Origin of the sequence: Methylobacterium longum (assembly GCF_022179385.1) — a bacterium.
GTDB lineage: Bacteria > Pseudomonadota > Alphaproteobacteria > Rhizobiales > Beijerinckiaceae > Methylobacterium > Methylobacterium longum.
In genome coordinates, this window is record NZ_BPQS01000006.1 from 127,902 (window position 1) to 146,598 (window position 18,697).

An 18,697-nucleotide genomic window follows, 5' to 3' on the forward strand; every position below is an offset into this window, starting at 1 on the left:
CGGCGCCTACGCCATGCCGAGGGCCTGCAGGTAGAGTTCGAGGATCGCCTCCTGCTCCTGGCGCTCGCTGTGATCCTGCTTGCGGATCCGCAGGATGGTGCGCACCGCCTTGGCGTCGAAGCCGCGGCCCTTCAGCTCGGCGAACACCTCCTTGATGTCGCCCATGATGCCGGCCTTCTCCTCCTCGAGCCGCTCCAGCCGCTCGATGAACTGCTTCAACTCGTCGGCGGCCACGCCCTCGGCCGACGACACGTCGCCGCCGGGCCGCTGGGCTGCGGTGGGCATCGAATGGGCGTTCATGAGGCTCTCCGGACTGCGCGGCGCGGTTGCGCCCTGGACCCGTGGTTAACGGGCCGGCCTTACCGGAAGCTTAGCCGATTTCCGGAGGAACGGGGACCGTCAGTGTCCTTCGGCCTGCGAGGCCGCGAAACCCGTCTGCTGCTCGGGGCTCGCCTCAGTCTGATGGCGGGATTTCCACTCGGCATAGGGCATCCCGTAGACCGCCTCGCGGCTCTCATCCTTGGTGAGCGGCAGACCCTTCTCGTCGGCGGCATCCTTGAGCCAGTTGGACAAACAGTTCCGGCAGAAGCCTGCGAGGTTCATCAGGTCGATATTCTGCACGTCTGTCCGGGTACGCAAATGCGCGACGAGGCGGCGGAACACGGCGGCTTCGAGTTCGGTCTGGGTCTTGGCGTCGATCTCGCGCATCGGTCGCAGCTCTCGTTGGTGTCGGGCGGGACGTTCGGATTTTGTGACCGGCCGGGCGGAGATCAAGCCGTCAGGAGCGGACGCAGGACACGGGCGAAGCGCTCGGCCCACTCGGCCTGTCCGGCCTCGCCGGCGATGAGATCCTGGCGGATCTCGACCAGGGCGTTGGCGAGGCCACGGGCCGTCGCGTGCCGGTCAATCGTATCGCCCGGCAGGCCGCCGCCGTAAGGCTCATTGTCGCCGACGGTGAGCCCGGCGGGATCGTCCTCCAGCGCCTGGATGAGCGGGCGGGCGAAGCGCTCGTCCCGGTCGTACAGGATCCCGACCTGCCAGGGCCGCGCGATCCCCCGCCAGTAGGGCGTGAAGCTGTGCATGGTCAGGACCACCGGCGGCCGGCCGGTCGTCTCGGCGGCCGCGATGGCGGCGTCGACCGCGGCGTCGATGGCCGCGTCGAACGGCGCGTAGAAGCGGGCGATGCGCGCCCGTTTGCCGGCCTCGTCGATCCGGGCATTGCCCGGCACGATGGCACCGTCGGAGAGGCGCATCACCAGCGTCGGGTCGGCCCGGCCGCGATTGGGATCGATGATCAGGCGGGAGAAGTTCGTGAGGATCGCGGGCGCATTCAGCTGGGCCGCGAGCCGTCGCGTCACGGCCGCCGCGCCGATGTCGTAGGCGATGTGCCGTCCGAATTCGGAGGCCGGCACGCCGAGATCGATGTCCGGCGGGACATGGTTCGAGGCGTGGTCGCAGGCGATGACGAGGCCGCAGGCCGGATCGCCCGGGATGATCTCGCAGGGGTGCACCGGGGGGGCGGCCGATTCTGTCTCCGGGCGGGTCACGGGGCTCCGAGGTCTTCAGATCTGTGCGAGGGCGCCGATGGTGCTTGCCGTAGGGCGGCCGCTCGGGCAGATCACCTATCAAGGATCGTGCGCTCACGGCAAGAAACGGGCCCGCCGCCCAGGGAAGAAACGGGCGGGGATCGCACGACATGATCGAGAGAGGAGCCCGTTCGACGCCATGTCCGAGACCGTCCCGCCCGTCGCCGATCCGGCCATGCAGGCGCAGCGCGCGCTCCTCAACGAGATCCTCACGGCCGCGATCCGCGCCGCCCATCCGGACCTCGCCCTACCGCCGCACCTGCCGGAGCCGAGCCCCGGCCGGCTGATCATCCTGGCGGCCGGCAAGGCCGCGGGCAGCATGAGCGCGGTCGCCAGCCGGTTCTACCGCCGACAGCACGGCCTCGGCGACGATCGGATCGTCGGCCTCGCGGTCGCGCGGCACGGCTACGGGCAGGACGCGCCCGGGATCCATATGGTCGAGGCGGGCCACCCGGTCCCCGACGAAGCCGGCATCGCCGCCACCAAGGAGGCTCTGCGCCTCGCCACCGAGGCCGGTCCGGACGACGAGGTCCTGGTGCTGCTCTCGGGCGGCGGCTCGGCCAACTGGATCGCCCCGGCCGGCGAGCTGACCCTGATCGAGAAGCAGGCGATCACCCGCGCGATGCTGCGCTCGGGCGCGCCGATCGGCGAGATCAACACGGTGCGCAAGCACATCTCGCGGATCAAGGGGGGCCGCCTCGCGCTGGCCGCCCGCAACGCCCGGCGGATCCTGACGCTGGCGATCTCGGACGTGCCGTTCGACGATCCGGCGGTGATCGCGTCGGGGCCTACGGTGCCCGATCCGTCCACGCTGGCCGACGCCCGCGCCATCTGCGAGCGGCGCGGCATCCCGCTGCCCGAGGAGGCGGTGCGCCTCCTCAACGACCCCAACAATGAGACGCCGAAGGCGGGCGACCCGGCCTTCGCCCGCGCCGAGTACCGCATCATCGCCCGCCCGATCGACGCGCTGAACGCCGCCGCCGAGGCGGCGAAGGCCGCGGGCTACGAGCCGGTGATGCTCGGCGCCGACCTGGAGGGCGAGGCGCGCGAGGTCGCGGCCGAGCACGCGGCCGAGGCCAGGCGCCACAAGGCGGCCGGGCGGCGCGTGGCGCTGATCTCGGGCGGCGAATTGACGGTCACGATCCGGGGCGAGGGCAACGGCGGTCCGAACCAGGAATACGCGATGGCCCTGGCGGTCGCGCTGGAGGGTGCACCGGGCATCTACGCCATCAGCGCCGACACGGATGGCACCGACGGCGGTCGCGGCCTCGCCACCGACCCGGCGGGCGGCCTGATCGACCCGACGACGCTCGACCGCGCCCGTGCCGCCGGCCTCGACCCCGCCGCGATGCTGGAGCAGAACGACTCGACCGCGTTCTTCGCGGCCATCGGCGACCTCGTGAACCCCGGCCCGACCTGCACCAATGTCAACGATTGCCGCATTATCCTCGTCGACTAGGTTGCGAATCCCGGCGGCTCAGGTCCTCCCCGCTATCATGGCGCTCGGCCTCGCGCTTCTGAGCGCGAGCCCCGCACGGGCGGACCTGCGCCTCTGCAATCAGACCGGTAGCAAGGTCGGAATCGCGCTGGGCTACCGCGACCCGCAGGGCTGGGTCACTGAAGGCTGGTGGGATCTGGCGCCGAAGGCCTGCGAAACCCTGCTCAGGGGCGCTCTGGCGGGGCGATTCTATTACGTCTTCGCAGTCGACTACACGCGGGGCGGAGAGTGGAGCGGGCGCTCGCTGATGTGCACCCGCGATTCGGAGTTCACGATCCGCGGGATCGAGGATTGCCTCGCCCGCGGCTACGACCGCAACGGCTTCTTCGAGGTCGATACCGGCGAGCAGAAGAGCTGGACGATACAGCTCACCGACCCGAATCGGGCCGAAGCACCCGCGAAGCCGTAACGTGAGGACGGCGCCCTTGACGCTGTCCTCATCGGGGTGCTCACACACGCATCCATCATAAGCACGCGGCGATGCTTTGGAGCGCGCCGCGAAAACAGCCGGAGGATTACGCTTGAAACGCTCGCGCCGCACGAAGATCGTCGCCACCCTCGGGCCGGCCTCCGACTCGCCGGAGATGATCGAGCGGCTGTTCCGCGCGGGCGTGGACGTATTCCGGCTCAACATGAGCCATCTCCCGCGGGAGAAGCTGCCCGAAAAGGTCGAGGTGATCCGCACCATCGAGCGCGAGGCCAAGCACCCGATCGGCATCCTGGTCGATCTGCAGGGACCCAAGCTCCGGCTCGGCACCTTCGCGGACGGATCCGCGATGATCGAGGCCGGGGCGACCTTCGTCCTCGACGGTGACCCGACCCCGGGCGACGCCGCCCGCTGCCACCTGCCGCATCCGGAGATCCTGCAGGCTCTGGAGCCGGGCCACGCGATCCTCCTCGACGACGGCAAGCTGCGGCTCTCGGTGGTCGAGACCTCGGAGAACCGGGCCGTGACCCGCGTCGAGGTCGGTGGGCGGATCTCGAACCGCAAGGGCGTGTCGCTGCCCCACACCGTCATTCCGGTGCCCGCGATGACCGACAAGGACCGGGCGGACCTCGATGCCGGCCTGAACGCCGGCGCCGACTGGATCGCCGTGTCGTTCGTGCAGCGCCCGGAGGACGTGGCCGAGGTGAAGAAGGTCTGCGCCGGCCGCGCCCTGGTCATGGCCAAGATCGAGAAGCCCCAGGCGCTGACGCGCCTGGACGAGATCATCGAGATCTCGGACGGTTTGATGGTCGCCCGGGGCGATCTCGGCGTGGAGATGCCCCTGGAGCAGGTTCCGGGCGTGCAGAAGCGGATTACCCGGAGCGCCCGGCGATACGGCAAGCCGGTCGTGGTGGCGACCCAGATGCTCGAATCGATGATCACCGCGCCGGTGCCGACCCGCGCCGAGGTCTCCGATGTCGCCACCGCGGTCTACGAGGGTGCCGACGCCGTGATGCTGTCGGCCGAGAGTGCCTCGGGGGCGCACCCGATCGGCGCGGTGGAGACCATGAACCGCATCGCCGAGCAGGTGGAGCGCGATCAGATCTACTGGTCGATCATCCGGGCGCAGAGCGCGACGCCGGACGAGACCGCGGCCGACGCCATCGCGGCTGCCGCGCACCAGATGGTCGACGCGCTGAACCTCGACGCGATCATGGCCTGGACCAATTCCGGCTCCACGGCCCTGCGCCTGTCGCGCGAGCGCCCGAACGCCACCGTGATCGCCCTGACGCCCCGTCGCGAGACCGCACGCCGCCTCGCCCTGGCCTGGGGTACGCATCCGATCGTCACGAAGGACGCGAGCGACGTGGACGACATGTCGTTCCGCGCCGCCAAGTTCGCCGTGCGCGAGAAGTTCGCCGCCGTGGGTGACAGGGTGATCGTCGTGGCCGGCCTGCCCTTCGGCACGCCGGGGGCGACCAACCTCGTCCGGCTCACCTTCATCACCCGGGAGCACGCCGAGAAGGCGTAGCAACCGGCGCGCGGACCCGTCTCGTCACACAGGGGTCTGGCAGGCTCCCGACACGGGCTGCCGCCATCGCGGCGATCTCAGCAGGTCGGCTTCGAGGCCGTGCGGCACGGGCGCCGCGGCATGAGGCGACGCCTCGAAGGGTGAGGGGGCGCCGCCATAGGCCTGCGGCTCAACGGGCTGCAGCCGAGGGGGGGCCGGCCGCCTCGCGTGCCCCGTCGGGCAGCCCTTCGGACAGCCGTGTGATCTCGTCGGCCACCTGCTCGGCGGCGACGTACTGGAGCATGTGCCCGATCCCCGGGAGCAGTACGAGGCGCGCCCCGGGGATCGACCGCGCCAGCGGAACGGCCTGCGCTTCGCTGCGGACGATCGGGTCGGCCGCGCCGGAAATCACCAGCGTGGGCACGTGGATCTCGCCGTAGCGCGGGCTCTGGGTTGCCAGCGCCGCCGGCAAGCCCAGTAGATCCTGCACGTTGGCGAGCAGCGTGCCAGGGCGCAACACCAGGGATGCCCGGGCCTTCTCGGCGTAGTCCGGCATGGGTGGCTGGGGCTGGAACACCCGGCGCGCGGCCTCCGGCAGGAATCGCTGTGCCAGCGGCGGACCTACCGTCCGGCTGAGGAGCCACGCAACGGGGGGCTTGACGGCGAATCGCCAGTACCAAGGCAGATCCGGCATGCGATCCGGCATCGGCATCGCCACGGGCGCGGCGAGGGCGAGCGCGGCGACCCGTTCCGGATGATCGAGGGCGAGCGCCAGCGCCAGGGCTCCAGCCCAGGAATGGCCGAACATGATCGCCGGGCCGATGCCCAGATTCTTCAGCGCCTCCGCGATCAGGCGGGCCTGAACGGCCGGTGCGGCAGCCTCATCACCGGCGATCCGATCGCTGTAGCCAAATCCGGGACGGTCGAAGGCGATGACCCGGAAACCGCGCGCCGCGAGCCGGCGTCCGACACCCTCCATCGGATCCGAGGCGTTGGCCGAAGCCCCGTGCAGAAGCACGATCGGACGGCCGTCCGCGGGCCCGTCCTGGATCGTGGCGAGTCTGCCGCCCCGAACGGCCACGTCGGGACCGGCCGGCGGATGCGCAGCCTCGACCCGCAGCGTCAGGATGAAACTCGCCAGCGCGCCGACCACCAGGGCCAGGACCGTGATGGCGAGCGGAAGGGCGAGGAGCGTCAGGAGAACGGCGAACACCCGGGTCACAGGTCGCGGCCGTCCACCTCAGGCGTGAGGCGGTCGATCGCTTCCTTGACCTTCTCCATCTGCGGATAAAGCGTGCGGGCCCGGCGAAACGCGGCCAGCGCACGAGTCTTGTCGTCGGCCGATTCGTAGATCCGGCCCAGGGCAGCCCAGGCCTCGAAATGGCGCGGCTCGAGCACCAGCGCGCGCTGCAGATCCGCGATGGCATCGTCCCTGTCGGTCAGGAGCCAGAACACCGTCGCGCGCCGATTCCAGCCCTCGGACCAGTTCGGCTCCAGGACCGTGACCCGGTCCATCAGTTCGGCCGCCAGAGCGAAGTCGTGAGACGACACGGCCTGCCGCGCCCGGTCGGTGAGCAGGTCGACCGTCGGACTGCCGGAACCGGCCATACGCCGTTCGATCAGGCGGGCGATGCCCTTGGCCTCGACCGGATCCTCGCTGGCGCGGAGGCGGGCGAACAGGTCGTCGAGGCTCGGCGGCTTGGGAGCGGGCTTGGCCTCCGGCGCTGCGCGGCCGGATCGGGCGGCATCCGGTGCCGCGTCGGCCGCCGAAGCAAGGACGGCCAGCGACGTGAAGCACACCAGAGCGGCAAGAAGGCGCGTCGGCATCATCACGCGAGACTGAGCGCAGTCGGCTCCCTGGTCAACGCGCCGCTGTGACGCGCACACGACAACAGCCGCATCCGAGGGGGATGCGGCTGTTGTCGGCCTAGCGGACCCGGCCGGAGCCGGGCATCTGTCGTCAGCCCTGACGCGCCTTGAAGCGCTTCTGAGTCTTGTTGATCACGTAGACCCGGCCTTTGCGACGCACGAGCTGATTGTCGCGGTGGCGGCCACGCAGGGACTTGAGGGAGTTGCGGATCTTCATCGGTCTCTCGAGCCCGGAGGGCCGTCCATGGTGGAGTATCGGGAACGTGGCCAAGAGGCAGGACGCGTGATCGCGCCCAGCGATCACGGCTCACGCATCGCGGGATGGCGCCGCCATATCAGGATTCGCCCCCGCTAGGCAAGGCGCCGAAGGAACGGGGTTCGGTGGGGCTCAGTGGATGCTGTCGAGGTCCGGCACCGGCGGCGCACTGACGAGCTGGCGCCCGATCTCGTGCAGCAGCGACTCCAGCAGGGGCTTCAACCGTTCGAAGCCCTGTTGCGGCAAGCCGGCCTCGGCCGAGGCGAACAGCGCCAGCGCCAACTCCGCCACGTGGTCGATACCGCCGGCGACGACGTCCGTCGCGTAGAACGCGGCCTCGTCGGGGAATCCCTCAGGAATGGCGGCGGTGATGTCGATGACGATCCCGCGGGCCTCGTTCACGATCCCGTCCGCGTTCTCGCCGAACCGGCCGCGCGCCAGGATCCACCGAACGTCGCCGAATTCCGGAACGGTCCGATACTGCGCGATGTACGGGCCGCCCCTGCGGCGGAGACCGTCGATCAGCGAACCGACGCGCGGCTGATCCTCGGGATGGATGCGGTCCAGGAACAGCGCGATGGTAGCGCCGCTTCCGCGCCGCGCCTGCGGAACCCCCAGCATCGCCGCCGCGGCCTCGTCGCAACGCAGGATGTCGTCCGCGATGTGCCATTCCCAGGTGCCGACATCCGATGCGGCCAGGGCGCGTGCCATGCTGGCGGTGCCCAACCCCTTCGTCCGCGCGTCGACGGCCACCGGCCAGACCTCCCCTATTCAAAAGGCGATACTATCCGTAGTCGTAAATACGGTCGACACAATACCTGACCTTTGCGGAAGGCTTAACGCCGAATGCGCATCTTCAGCTCGTTTTAGCCAGTCTTCCCACGCAAATCAGACCCGGGAATAGGTGCCGATCAGGTGCCCTCTGGCCATGACGCGCCCCCGCATCGCCTGGAGCAATGCGCCCCGGCCAGAGCGCTCGGCGAGGCGCAGGGGTTGTCGAAGGGCGTAGATCTGGAAGACATAGGCGTGCCGGCCGTGTCCGCTCGGGGGATCCGGAGGCAGCCACCCGGTATGCAGGAAGCTGTTCCTGCCCATTCGCGGCGCCTCACCGGAGAGGCCGCCCTCCGATAGGGCCTCCGCGCCGAGGCGGGGCGGATCGGGTGGAATATCCCAGGCGATAAAATGAACCAGCGGTTGTGGCGTCGGGCTGCCGGCATCCTCGACCAGCAGGACCACGGAATCGGTTCCATCCGGCAGGCCGCGCCAGGCCAGCGGTGGCAGAAGGCCCTCGCCGTCGGCCGTGAACCGTGCCGGCAGGTCCGCTCCGTCGCTGAAGGCCGGGCTGGTCAGCGTGATCGTATCCGGAACGTCCGAGAACGCGGCGTGGAAGGCAGTCTTGGCCAAGCCGGCCTTGAGCCCCGAGAGTGCCGCGCCCAGGGCGCTGGGTATGTGCTCAAGCATCACCGGATCCTCCACCGACACCCAACACCGCTGGGCCGGTCCGGTTCAGACCCGGCGCTCTGCGGCGAGCATGTAGTTCACGGCCTGATCCCGACCGGTGCGCCAGCCGTCGGTGAGCGGGTTGTAGACGACGCCCACCGTATCGGTGACCGCGAGTCCGCCGGCGCGGATGGCCCGGCTGAATTCCTCCGGCCGCACGAACTTGTCCCAATCGTGAGTGCCGCGCGGCAGCCAGCCCAGCACGTATTCGGCCCCGACGATCGCCAGCGCGTAGGAGCGCAGGGTCCGGTTCAGTGTCGCGGCGAACAGCATCCCGCCGGGCTTCACGGCGGCGCAGGCGGTGCGCACGAAGGCCGGCATGTCCGAGACGTGCTCGACGACCTCCATGATCAGCACGGCGTCGAAGGTCTGCCCGGATCCGACGACGGCCTCGATCGTCGCGCCGCGATAATCGACGGGCACGCCCGACGCCTCGGCGTGCGCGCGGGCCACGGCGATGTTCTGCTCCGCCGGATCGAGGCCGGTCACCGTCGCGCCGAGACGCGCCAGCGGCTCCGACAGGACGCCGCCGCCGCAGCCGACGTCGCAGATCGCGAGTCCGTCGAGAGGAAACGGCACGTTCGGATCTCGGCCATGGTGCCGGCAGAGCGCGTCGCGGATGTAGGCGAGCCGCACCGGATTGAACCGGTGCAGCACCCGCATCGGTCCGGTCTCGTCCCACCAAGTGGCGGCGAGGGCATCGAAACGCGCGACCTCGCCACGATCGACGAACCCGTCGACGCTTCCGCCGGCGCCCTTCTCCGCGTCGCCGTCCGTGGCAGCCCTGTCCATGCGCGCCCTACCCAGTTCCCGGCGTCCGACCCGCGGCGTCCGGCCCCGATCCCCCGGGGCCGTTCGACGGGTGTGACCCACCGCGATGTGTCCCGGTGATCCGTCCCGCCCGCGCCTTAGCACGCCGCGGCCCGGGAAGTCGCTGCGACGCGCCGGTGCGATGCCGGGCCGCTTGTTGACACTCCACCGAGCCGCTTGTACCCGCCGGGCACCGTCCGGACCGGTATGAAGCGGTCTGATTCAATCGCCACCGGGAACCCGCGACCGAGAGACCATGCCCCGTCTGGTGATGAAATTCGGCGGCACCTCCGTCGCCAATGTCGATCGCATCCGCAACGTGGCCCGCCACGTCGCCCGCGAGGTCGCGGCCGGCTACGAGGTCGCCGTGATCGTCTCCGCGATGTCGGGCAAGACCAACGAGCTGGTCGACTGGGTGAAGGACGCCAACGCCCTCTACGATCCGCGCGAATACGACGCGGTCGTCGCCTCGGGCGAACTTGTCACCGCGGGCCTTCTGGCGATCGCGCTGCAGAAGGACGGCGTCAAGGCCCGGTCCTGGCAAGGCTGGCAGATCCCGGTCGTGACCTCCGACGCACACGGCTCGGCCCGCATCGCCGAGATCGATCCGAAGAACCTTGAGGCCGGGTTCGCGCAGGGCGAGGTGGCGGTGATCGCCGGCTTCCAGGGCGTCCACAAAGAGACCGGCCGGGTGACCACCCTGGGCAGGGGCGGCTCGGACACGTCGGCGGTGGCGATCGCGGCAGCCATCGGTGCCGAGCGCTGCGACATCTACACCGACGTGGACGGCGTCTACACCACCGATCCGCGCATCGTGCCGAAGGCCCGCCGCATGGAGCGGGTGACCTTCGAGGAGATGCTCGAGATGGCCTCGCTGGGCGCCAAGGTGCTGCAGGTCCGCTCGGTGGAGCTCGCCATGGTCCACCGGGTGCCGACCACGGTCCGGTCCTCCTTCGATCCGCCCGACGCCGCGCGCCCGGGCACCCTCATCTGCGACGAGGACGACATCGTGGAACAGCAGATCATCACCGGGATCGCCTTCTCCCGGGACGAGGCGCAGATCACCCTGCGCAAGGTCAAGGACAGCCCCGGCGTGGCCGCGGCGATCTTCGGACCGCTCGCCGACGCCAACATCAACGTCGACATGATCATCCAGACCGTGTCGGGCGACCAGTCGACCACCGACATGACCTTCACGGTGCCGGCCTCCGACTACCAGCGCTCCCGCGCGATCCTCGACGAGGCCCGCGCGCAGATCGGCTACGCGCAGATCGAGGGCGCAACCGACGTGGTGAAGGTGTCGGCGATCGGCGTCGGGATGCGCAGTCACGCGGGCGTCGCGGCCAAAGCCTTCCGGGCGCTCGCCGAGAAGGGGATCAACATCCGCGCGATCACCACGTCGGAGATCAAGTTCTCCGTGCTGATCGATGCAGCTTATACGGAGCTTGCCGTGCGCACGCTTCACTCGCTATACGGCCTGGATCAGGCCCGAGCCTGGGACGACGCGGTTTCGAGCGGGTCGCGTGGTCTGAACTGAACAGTCGCGGGCCGGTCCTCCGATCTCAGAGCGCTTCTGGGACCAGCGGCACGGTTCATCCGGCGCCGGTTGTCCCGAGCTTGGCGCCAAGGTTGCAGGGTGGTCGACGCCAAGGCCACTCACCAACGCTGGAACGACGCAAAGATGCCCGCTGCGCCCGGAGGCCCGCGCCTGCTGCTGCGCCGCCTCCGCGAAGCGATGGCGGAGCCGGTCAGCCCCCAGGCGCGTCTTGACCGCATCGTCGTCCTCATCGCCGCCAACGTCGTGGCCGAGGTCTGCTCGGTCTACGTGCTGCGGGACGACAACACCCTCGAACTCTTCGCCACCGAAGGTCTGAACCGCGAGGCGGTTCACCAGACACGGATGCGCACCGACGAGGGCCTGGTCGGCCTCATCGCCCGCACGGCCGAACCGCTCTCCCTCTCCGACGCCCAGAACCACCCGGCCTTCTCGTACCGGCCTGAGACGGGCGAAGAGGCCTATCACGCCTTCCTGGGCGTGCCCCTGCTCCGGGCCGGCAACACGCTCGGCGTCCTCACGGTCCAGAACAAGACCTACCGCGTCTACTCCGAGGAGGAGATCGAGGCGCTCCAGACCACCGCGATGGTGCTCTCGGAGATGATCGCCTCCGGCGAGCTCGAGGGGCTGGCGCCGGACGCGGGAACGGCCGCGCGCCGCCCGGTCCTGGCGCGGGGCATCGCGCTGGCCGACGGCATCGGCCTCGGCCACGTGGTGCTGCACGAACCGCGCGTCGTCGTGAAGACGCTGATCGCCGAGAACGTCGAGCGCGAGGTCGCGCGTCTCGACGAGGCGATCGAGGAGGTCCGCTCGGCGATCGATGCATTGGTGGAGCGCGGCGACAGGATCGGCACCGCCGAATCGCGCGAGGTCCTCGAGACCGTCCGGATGTTCGCCCACGACAAGGGCTGGCTGCGGCGGATGCGCGAGGCCGTGGCCTCCGGCCTCACCGCCGAAGCGGCCGTGGAGCGGGTCCAGTCGGACAACCGCGCCCGGATGATGCGCCAGTCCGATCCGTACCTCCGGGAGCGGCTGCACGACCTCGACGACCTCACCAACCGTGTCCTGCGCACCCTGCTCGGCTCCGAAGGGTCCGGCGTGGTGAACCTGCCGGAGAACGCCATCCTGGTGGCGCGCACGATGGGTCCCGCAGCGCTCTTGGACTACGAGGCCTCGACGTTGCGGGGCATCGTCCTGGAGGAGGGCGGTCCCACCAGCCACGTGGCGATCGTGGCCCGGGCACTGGGCATCCCCGCGGTGGGCGAGGTCGAGAACGCGACGGCCCTGTGCGACGCCGGCGACGCCATCATCGTCGACGGCGTCGCCGGCGAGATCCACGTCCGTCCCGGACCGGAGGTCGAGGCCGCCTATGCCGAGATGGTGCGTCTGCGCGCCCGCCGGCAGGAGCAGTACCGGGCGCTCCGCGACGTGCCGGCGCAGACCCGCGACGGCGTGCGGGTTGGCCTGCACCTCAATGCGGGACTTCTGGTGGATTTCAGCCACCTGTCGGAGACGGGGGCCGAGGGCGTCGGCCTGTTCCGCACCGAGCTGCAGTTCATGGTGGCCCAGCGCATGCCCTCGGCGGCCGAGCAGGAGGAGCTCTACCGCAAGGTCTTCGCCGCGTCGGCGGGCAAGTCCGTGACGGTCCGCACCCTGGACATCGGCGGCGACAAGATCCTGCCCTACATGGCCAAGCTTGAGGAGGAGAACCCGGCACTCGGCTGGCGGGCGATCCGGATCGGCCTCGATCGGCCGGCCCTGCTCCGGATGCAACTCCGGGCCCTCCTGAAAGCCGCGGACGGCGATCCGCTCAAGATCATGTTCCCGATGGTCGCCACGGTGGACGAGTTCGTGCGCGCCCGCGGCATCGTCGAGCGCGAGAAGGCCTACCTGAAGCGCCATGGCTACCGCCTGCCGACGGAGTGCCGCCTCGGCGCGATGATCGAGGTGCCGTCCCTGCTGTTCCAGATCGACGAGATCGCCCGGGAGGCGGATTTCCTGTCGGTCGGGTCCAATGATCTGATGCAGTTCCTCTTCGCGGTGGACCGCGAGAATCGTCGCGTCGCAAACCGCTTCGATCCCTTGAGCATCGCCGCTCTGCGCGCCTTCAGGCTGATCGCCGAGCGGGCGACCGCCGCCGGCTGCCCGGTGACCGTCTGCGGCGAGATCGGCGGCCGGCCGCTCGACGCGATGGCGTTGATCGGCCTCGGTTTTCGGGACCTCTCGATGTCGCCGGCCGCCATCGGTCCCGTCAAGGCGATGGTGCTGAGCCTCGATGCCGGCGCCGTGGCCGAGCTCATCGATACCGAGATGGCGCGCCTGCACGACGGCGATTCCCTGCGCCCGGCCCTCGCCGCCTTCGCGCACGCGAACGGCGTCCCTATCTAAGCGCGTGTGCGACCCTTGCCGAACATTCGGCCAGGGTTGTACGGCAACGGCACGACGCTTTCGGTCGGTGCGCCACGGCTTCCGCTCGCGGACGGAAGGGGTGTGGAATGGGGGAGGTCCTGTCGGGTCGGTTCACCCTCGGAGCCACGCACCGTCCCCCGCATGCGGCGAACCGAGCCCGCCCCGAAGCGAACCGCACGGACCTGCAGAATCACGGGCGATGATCCCCTTTCCCACCGAGCGCCTCGACGCCATCCTGGCGCGGCACGATATCGTCACCGCCCAGCTCGCCTCCGGCGAGGGTCAGCCGGACATCGTCGTCCAGCTCTCGCGGGAGCTGTCCGACCTCGATCCGGTCGTCGGAGCGATCCGGACCTACCGGTCGGCCCTGGAGAACCTCGCCGGTGTCGAAGCCCTGATCGACGAGCCCGGGACGGATCCCGACATGCGGGCGCTCGCCGCGGAGGAGAAGCCGGAGGCGCAGGAGACGCTGGAAGCCGCGCATCGTGCCCTGCAGCTCCTGCTTCTGCCCAAGGATGCGGCCGACGAGAAGAGCGCGATACTGGAGGTCCGGGCCGGCACCGGCGGCGACGAGGCGGCGCTGTTCGCGGGCGACCTGTTCCGGATGTACGCGAAATACGCCGAGTCGAAGGGCTGGCGCGTGGAGGTCATCTCCGAGAGCGAGGGGACGGTCGGCGGCTTCCGCGAGGTCGTGGCCGAGGTGAAGGGGCGGGGCGTGTTCGCGCGGCTCAAGTTCGAGAGCGGGGCCCACCGGGTGCAGCGCGTGCCGGACACCGAGACCCAGGGCCGGATCCACACCTCGGCGGCCACGGTCGCCGTGCTTCCCGAGGCCGAGGACGTCGACATCCACGTCAACGACGCGGATCTGAAGATCGACACGATGCGCGCCCAGGGCGCGGGCGGCCAGCACGTCAACAAGACCGAATCCGCGATCCGCATCACCCACCTGCCGACCGGGATCGTGGTGTTCGTCCAGGAGGAGCGGTCGCAGCACAAGAACCGCGCCCGCGCCATGGCGCTGCTGCGCGCCCGTCTCTACGATGCCGAGCGAAGCGCCAAGGATTCGGCGCGGGCGGCGGACCGCAAGGCGCAGGTCGGCTCCGGCGACCGCAGCGAGCGGATCCGCACCTACAATTTCCCGCAGGGGCGGGTGACCGATCACCGCATCAACCTGACACTCTACAAGCTGGAGGAGGTGATGGCCGGAACTGCCCTCGACGAGGTGGTGGATGCCCTGATCACGGAACATCAGGCCGAGCTTCTGGCCGCCGAGGGCATGGCCTGAGCACCGCCGTGACGGCAGGACCGGGCGGGGGCCCGTCCCGGCGTGACGCCCTGCGGCGGAGCACGGCGCTCCTGAGCGACCGCGGCCTCGGCGAGGCGGAGGGGGACGCCCGATTCCTCCTGCTCGGCATCCTCGGATTGGAGACGCGCGATCTCCTCGTCGACGGCGACCGGCGCCTCGCCGCCGACGAGGCGGCCGCGCTCGACGCGGCCCTGGCACGGCGCCTCGCCGGCGAGCCGGTCGCCCGCATCCTCGGCGCCTGGGAGTTCTGGGGCCTGCCGTTCCGGCTGGGTCCCGACACCCTGGTCCCGCGGCCGGACACCGAAACCCTCGTCGCGGTCGCTCTGGCCGCCGCGGCGGGCCGGACCGCGCCCCCGCGCTGCCTCGATCTCGGAACCGGATCGGGCTGCATCCTGACGGCGATCCTCCACGAACTCCCGGCGGCATGCGGGATCGGTGTCGACCGTTCGGAGGCCGCGCTGCGCGTAGCCCGGCACAACGCCGTGGCGAACGGCATCGGTGAGCGCGCTGCGTTCCTCGCCGGGGACTGGTGCGACGCGATCGGGGGCAGCTTCGACCTCATCGTCTCGAACCCGCCCTACATCGCGCGGGACGTGATTCCGACCCTCGATCGGGAGGTCCGCACCCACGATCCGGCCGCGGCGCTGGACGGCGGTGCCGACGGCCTCGACGCCTACCGTCGCATCCTCGAGGGGGTGCGCCGGGGCGATCTCCTCGCCCGGGGCGGAACGCTGGCCGTGGAGATCGGCTTCGACCAAGCCGACGCGGTGCGGATGCTGGCTCGCGCGGCCGGCTTCACGGAGCGCGGGTTGCACCGGGATCTGGCAGGTCGTGATCGCGTCTTGAGCTTCGATTGCCCGGACGGCCCTTACAACCGGTCACAGGGATGCCTAACTCTGCGTTGACGATCGCGGCACCGAAAAATTGCTTGTTGGATCAACCGGGGAACGCTAAAGTCGGCTTGAAGATCGCGAACCGTTCGTTAAGACGGACGGCCTTATGGTCGGTAGCGACCGTGGTCGCTGGCTGGTTCGCTGATCCCCCAAGAACGCCGAGCCAGAGCGCGCAGAGGAATGCGCGGCGGTGCGGCAGCTTTCGAACCTGACAATCGACTTACTGCCTCGCCTGTATCCAAGCGCGCGGCACGAGGGATGGTCAGACAGGCGCGCAGGCCGTCGATCGGCTGCACGCGCGGCGCTGCCGGATGCGCTTGGCCGGAGAGCGTCAGGAGATCCCTGCTGGGCGCCCCCGTAGACAGTCGTTTGCGTGAACGAGGGTCATTACAGACCGATGAGACCAAACCAGAATCGACGGATGCGCGGCCGCAATCGGCCGAAGGGTCCGAATCCGCTGACGCGCTCGTACGAATCCAACGGTCCCGACGTCAAAATCCGCGGCACCGCGCAACACATCGCCGACAAGTACGCGCAGCTTGCGCGGGACGCGCTGGCGGCGGGAGATCCCGTGGCTGCTGAGAACTATTTCCAGCACGGCGAGCACTATTTCCGTATCGTCTCCGGCGCCCAGGAGCAGAACCGTCCGGCCAATACTGGAGGTTATGCCAGCCGTCCCTTCGATGAAGACATGGACGAGGGCGACGAGGACGGGCAGGGCAACGGCTCGGCGCAGAACGGTCACGCCTACAACGGCTACGATGACGGCGATCCGGGCCAGCAGCCGCAGCCCTACGAGAGCCGCCAGGACCTGAATGCGGACGGTCGACAGAACCGGGACCGGTTCCAGAACCGCGATCAACGCCGCTTCGACAACAATGCCCGGCCGGACTACCGGCGTCAGGATCCGTCGCGGCAGGATCAGCCGCGTCAGGAATATCGGCAGGACTACCAGCGCCAGGATTACCGGCAGGATCGTCCGGAGCGGCAAGACCGACCCGAGCGGCAAGACCGCCCCGAGCGGCAGGACCGCCCGGAGCGGCAGGATTACAACCGGCCGGATTACCGGCAGGAACGTCAGGACGGGCGGCAGGACGTCCGGAACGAGCCCCGTCAGGAGAACCGGCAGGAGGCCCGCGGTGATCAGGGCCGTTACGATAACGGTCGAACCGAGGCACCCCGCACCGAGAGCCGGTCTGAAAACCGTCCGGAGCGCGCGCCGCGCAGCGACGCACCGCGGCCGGCCGAACCGGCACCGCGTCGCGAGCGACGCCGCGAGGCACCGCCCGCCGCCGTCGCCGAGGATCCCACGGGCCTGCCTGCCTTCCTGATGGCTCCGGCACGACCCGTCCCGGCGGCCGAGCCGCCGGCTGCCCCCGAGCCGGACGCGACGGCCAGCGAGGAAGCGCCGGCTGCCAAGCCGCGCCGCCGCCGCCGGCCGCGCTTCGAGAGCGTCGCCGCGGACGAAGGCGGAACGGGTACGCCCGGCGAGGATGGGACGACGGAATAAACGTCCGTCCCGCTCGCCGCACACGCGATGGAGGCTGTCCCGGGCAACCGGGGCAGCCTTTTTCATGTGTCGGGGTTCAGGCCCGCGCCGTCCGCCAGCCCGTTGAGGCGTGGACACGGTGGATGCTGCCGCCGCCGACGGCCGATCCCGCCGAAGGGTTCGATTATCCAATCCCAGGCCACGCCGGATGGCGGCAGGACGGAACCGAACATCAGGTCCAGGCTGTCGGTAACGCGGCCGGAGCAGTCCTCCCCGCGCTGTACGGTCTCGGTGGTGAGACAGACCCGTTCCGCGTCCGGCCAGATGGTCCAGCGTCATCAGGCGCGCCGCGATGATCCGCTGGCCCAGGCGAGGGGGTACGTCGCGCCCGCGCGCTCCGTGGACGGCCATGGGAACGATGGGAAGCTGCGACAGCAGATTGGCTGAGGCCATCAGGTCGGCCCCGTCGCAGATATTTCTCAGGACACCGGCGATCCCGGCGCTGATCTCCCCGTGCATCATAATCACGTTCAGGCAGCGCCCGGCCGCGAACCGGGCCGGCCAGGGATGCACCGCATCCACCAGACTGACCCCGCCGAAGAGGCCGGCAAAGGCATTGAGGGCACGTCGTCGCGGAAGCCCGAGCCCAGCACGAGGGCGTGCCGGCGCCGCAGGGTGGATTCCGCAGCCGCCGTGACGATGTCCGCGCGCCCGCTCGAGATGTGGCGCCCAGGCCCGGCGACGGCGGCGGGACCAGGTATGGAGCAGATTGCTCTGCCGCACGTAGCCGAGCCGCCGCAGGCGCAACGGCGTGGGACTCACGAGGGCCAACGCCCGCGCGACCGGCATCGCGGACTGGCTCAGTCCTCGTCGGGCTCGGGTGTCCGGCCGGCCGTGCCGCGGTAGCCCGTCGCCAAGACGTAGAGCTCGCTGGAATCGGCGCGGCTGGCGGCCGGCTTGACGTGACGGACGGTGGCGAAGTCGCGCTTCAGGTCGGTCAGCAGGGCGCTCTCGGTGCCACCCTGGAGCACCTTGGCGAGGTAGGCGCCGCCGGGCGCCAGGATCTCGCGGGCAAATTCGGCAGCGGTCTCGGCCAGTCCGATAATGCGCAGGTGGTCGGTCTTCTTGTGGCCGGTGGCGTTGGCCGCCATGTCGGACAGCACGAGATCGGCCGCCCCCCCGAGCAGAGCGGTCAGCTTGTCCGGCGCTTCGGCATCGAGGAAATCCAGGGTGATGAACTCGACACCGGCCATGGGCTCGATCTCGAGGAGATCGATGCCGACGACGCGGCCGGACGGTCCCACGACGCGCGCGGCGACCTGCGACCAGCCCCCCGGGGCCGCGCCGAGATCGACGACCCGCTGGCCGGGCCGCAGCAGCTTGTAACGCTCATCGATCTCGATGAGCTTGTAGGCCGCCCGGGACCGATAGCCCTCGCGCTTGGCCCGCGCCACGTAGGGATCGTTGAGCTGGCGCTCCAGCCAGCGCTTCTGCGACAGGGTCCGGCCGCGGCCGGTCTTCACCCGCTGCTTCAGTTCCCCGCGCACGCCGCCGCCGGAACTCGCGCCGCCGCGCCGGTCGGTCATCGC

At 70.1% G+C, this 18,697-nt stretch carries 18 protein-coding genes; 8 read left to right on the forward strand and 10 right to left on the reverse strand.

What is annotated here, in order from left to right; genetic code table 11:
• Nucleotides 1-6: 6 nt before the first annotated feature.
• The 3 genes from MFF58_RS07780 to MFF58_RS07790 all read right to left on the reverse strand — a co-directional run bounded on the left by MFF58_RS07780 (nt 7) and on the right by MFF58_RS07790 (nt 1,547).
• Complete coding sequence (locus tag MFF58_RS07780) at nt 7-285, reverse strand: DUF2312 domain-containing protein (protein ID WP_191991933.1); 279 nt, start codon at nt 283-285, stop codon at nt 7-9.
• 114 nt (nt 286-399) lie between these two features.
• Entirely contained in the window at nt 400-708 is a 309-nt protein-coding gene (locus tag MFF58_RS07785; protein WP_238286446.1) for a DUF1244 domain-containing protein, read from the reverse strand.
• Nucleotides 709-770: 62 nt separating this feature from the next.
• Nucleotides 771-1,547, reverse strand: coding sequence for an N-formylglutamate amidohydrolase (locus MFF58_RS07790; RefSeq protein ID WP_238286447.1), 777 nt, complete (start codon nt 1,545-1,547; stop codon nt 771-773).
• A 178-nt stretch (nt 1,548-1,725) separates the two neighbouring features.
• Between MFF58_RS07790 and MFF58_RS07795 the strand changes: the two genes are divergently transcribed.
• The 3 genes from MFF58_RS07795 to pyk all read left to right on the forward strand — a co-directional run bounded on the left by MFF58_RS07795 (nt 1,726) and on the right by pyk (nt 5,042).
• A complete protein-coding gene (locus MFF58_RS07795) occupies nt 1,726-3,045 on the forward strand; it encodes a glycerate kinase type-2 family protein (protein ID WP_238286448.1) in 1,320 nt (439 codons plus the stop codon).
• Nucleotides 3,046-3,082: 37 nt separating this feature from the next.
• The gene (locus MFF58_RS07800) at nt 3,083-3,493 is read left to right on the forward strand and encodes a DUF1036 domain-containing protein (protein WP_238286449.1); all 411 of its coding nucleotides are present in this window, start codon (nt 3,083-3,085) and stop codon (nt 3,491-3,493) included.
• A 112-nt stretch (nt 3,494-3,605) separates the two neighbouring features.
• A complete protein-coding gene (gene pyk / locus MFF58_RS07805; protein ID WP_238286450.1) occupies nt 3,606-5,042 on the forward strand; it encodes a pyruvate kinase in 1,437 nt (478 codons plus the stop codon).
• A gap of 169 nt (nt 5,043-5,211) precedes the next feature.
• On the opposite strand, the gene MFF58_RS07810 is transcribed toward pyk, so the two are convergent.
• The 6 genes from MFF58_RS07810 to ubiG all read right to left on the reverse strand — a co-directional run bounded on the left by MFF58_RS07810 (nt 5,212) and on the right by ubiG (nt 9,438).
• Entirely contained in the window at nt 5,212-6,243 is a 1,032-nt protein-coding gene (locus MFF58_RS07810; protein ID WP_238286452.1) for an alpha/beta fold hydrolase, read from the reverse strand.
• The gene (locus MFF58_RS07815) at nt 6,240-6,851 is read right to left on the reverse strand and encodes a tetratricopeptide repeat protein (RefSeq protein WP_238286453.1); all 612 of its coding nucleotides are present in this window, start codon (nt 6,849-6,851) and stop codon (nt 6,240-6,242) included. Before MFF58_RS07815 ends, MFF58_RS07810 begins: the two co-directional genes overlap by 4 nt.
• Before the next feature lie 130 nt (nt 6,852-6,981).
• Entirely contained in the window at nt 6,982-7,107 is a 126-nt protein-coding gene (gene ykgO / locus MFF58_RS07820; RefSeq protein ID WP_003601867.1) for a type B 50S ribosomal protein L36, read from the reverse strand.
• 171 nt (nt 7,108-7,278) lie between these two features.
• A complete protein-coding gene (locus MFF58_RS07825; protein ID WP_238286454.1) occupies nt 7,279-7,899 on the reverse strand; it encodes a PAS domain-containing protein in 621 nt (206 codons plus the stop codon).
• 135 nt (nt 7,900-8,034) lie between these two features.
• A complete protein-coding gene (locus tag MFF58_RS07830; RefSeq protein WP_238286455.1) occupies nt 8,035-8,607 on the reverse strand; it encodes a YbhB/YbcL family Raf kinase inhibitor-like protein in 573 nt (190 codons plus the stop codon).
• A 45-nt stretch (nt 8,608-8,652) separates the two neighbouring features.
• Complete coding sequence (gene ubiG, locus MFF58_RS07835; protein ID WP_238286456.1) at nt 8,653-9,438, reverse strand: bifunctional 2-polyprenyl-6-hydroxyphenol methylase/3-demethylubiquinol 3-O-methyltransferase UbiG; 786 nt, start codon at nt 9,436-9,438, stop codon at nt 8,653-8,655.
• A gap of 274 nt (nt 9,439-9,712) precedes the next feature.
• On the opposite strand from ubiG, the gene MFF58_RS07840 reads away from it, so the two are divergent.
• From MFF58_RS07840 to MFF58_RS07860, 5 genes are all read left to right on the forward strand, one after another.
• Nucleotides 9,713-10,993 (forward strand): aspartate kinase, encoded by a 1,281-nt coding sequence (locus MFF58_RS07840; protein ID WP_238286457.1) that lies wholly within the window; start codon nt 9,713-9,715, stop codon nt 10,991-10,993.
• Nucleotides 10,994-11,137: 144 nt separating this feature from the next.
• Nucleotides 11,138-13,399: a phosphoenolpyruvate--protein phosphotransferase gene (gene ptsP / locus MFF58_RS07845; protein ID WP_238286458.1), complete on the forward strand. Its 2,262-nt coding sequence runs from the start codon at nt 11,138-11,140 to the stop codon at nt 13,397-13,399.
• 220 nt (nt 13,400-13,619) lie between these two features.
• Nucleotides 13,620-14,705 (forward strand): peptide chain release factor 1, encoded by a 1,086-nt coding sequence (gene prfA, locus MFF58_RS07850; protein ID WP_238286459.1) that lies wholly within the window; start codon nt 13,620-13,622, stop codon nt 14,703-14,705.
• Nucleotides 14,706-14,713: 8 nt separating this feature from the next.
• On the forward strand, nt 14,714-15,631 hold the full coding sequence (gene prmC, locus MFF58_RS07855) for a peptide chain release factor N(5)-glutamine methyltransferase (protein WP_308445423.1): 918 nt from the start codon (nt 14,714-14,716) through the stop codon (nt 15,629-15,631).
• Between the two features lie 409 nt (nt 15,632-16,040).
• On the forward strand, nt 16,041-17,129 hold the full coding sequence (locus MFF58_RS07860; RefSeq protein ID WP_238286461.1) for a DUF4167 domain-containing protein: 1,089 nt from the start codon (nt 16,041-16,043) through the stop codon (nt 17,127-17,129).
• 839 nt (nt 17,130-17,968) lie between these two features.
• Here the strand turns inward: MFF58_RS07860 and MFF58_RS07865 are convergent.
• Nucleotides 17,969-18,694 (reverse strand): RlmE family RNA methyltransferase, encoded by a 726-nt coding sequence (locus MFF58_RS07865; protein WP_238286463.1) that lies wholly within the window; start codon nt 18,692-18,694, stop codon nt 17,969-17,971.
• Between the last annotated feature and the right edge of the window lie 3 nt (nt 18,695-18,697).